Origin of the sequence: Okeania sp. SIO2F4 (assembly GCF_010672385.1) — a bacterium.
Classification (GTDB): Bacteria; Cyanobacteriota; Cyanobacteriia; order Cyanobacteriales; family Microcoleaceae; genus Trichodesmium.
The window spans coordinates 1-1,037 of sequence record NZ_JAAHGT010001500.1; the positions used below are offsets into that span (position 1 = coordinate 1).

The following is a 1,037-nucleotide window of genomic DNA, read 5'->3' on the forward strand; positions in this document are numbered from 1 at the left end:
CATTTAAAAATAGTCTAATACCATTTATCAAAAAGAATGCTATACCCGATCGGGTGGGGAAGTTTGGGACCCACCCCTAACCCCTCCGGTGGAGGGGAAGTGTGGTCCGTGTGAGTAGGGACGTTGCATAAGGGCGTCCGTACAATATAAAAATAATAAACATTAACTGGGCTATTATTAGCAAGCATGGTGATTTTTCCTGTATTAATTACTTAATAACTGAAGTGGCATAAGTATAGCAATGCTTTTGGGAATTGGTATAACTTCTGAGCATAACATGAAAAATACAGCACTTCTAGGGGGAGAATTAAATTATTTCCGACAGAGCAGTTGAATTTATTTAGAAGTTGAGGAAAATCAATTTTGATATATTGTTACATATTCTTATGTATTGTTGACAAAAGCTTGAGCAATTATTAAAATAATACATAAACAAAATAGACAGTATCTGTTACATAGTTTTTAGTAGGCCAGTTAGCTAACTAGAGCTAGTTATTCTGGCAATTAGCTAACTTTTCAATCTTTTTGAGAAGTCAAAGTATTAGTCTATTTTGTTATGAAAAAATAGTTGTTAATTAAATCATATCGAGTTAAAATTATGACAAATCAACCAGAAACAAAACAAGCCTACGAAGCTAAAGTCAAAGCTCAACTTGACAAGCTAAATGCTCAAATTGATGAAATGAAAGCTAAAGCTCAACAAGCTAAAGCAGATGCCCAAGTTAGTTATCACGATAAGATAGAAGAATTGTCTACTCAGCGTGATGCAGTCAAAACGAAATTTCAGGATCTACAAAACTCCAGCGAACAAGCATGGGGAGATGTAAAAGTTGGTTTTGAAAAGGCTTGGAATGATTTGCACAGCGCCTTTGATAGTGCACTTTCTAAGTTTAAATAACTCATAGTAGTGGCGCGTCAAGCTTGAAAATGTGGGTTAAAAAAACCCAACCCCCCTTTGAAGGCTATCCCTTATAAGGAACTCCTGAAAACCTTGTGGGAGGGTGGGGAGAGGGGGAAGAGGGGGAAGAGGGGGGAGA

At 36.9% G+C, this 1,037-nt stretch carries 1 protein-coding gene; it reads left to right on the top strand.

Annotation, left to right across the window (positions count from 1 at the left end; genetic code table 11):
- Positions 1-598: 598 nt before the first annotated feature.
- Entirely contained in the window at positions 599-898 is a 300-nt protein-coding gene (locus tag F6K22_RS41510) for a sll1863 family stress response protein (RefSeq protein WP_293111051.1), read from the top strand.
- Positions 899-1,037: the final 139 nt, after the last annotated feature.

Coding starts and splice junctions, on each gene's coding strand:
- F6K22_RS41510 (WP_293111051.1), top strand. CDS start 599: ATGACAAATCAACCAGAAACAAAACAAGCCTACGAAGCTAAAGTCAAA.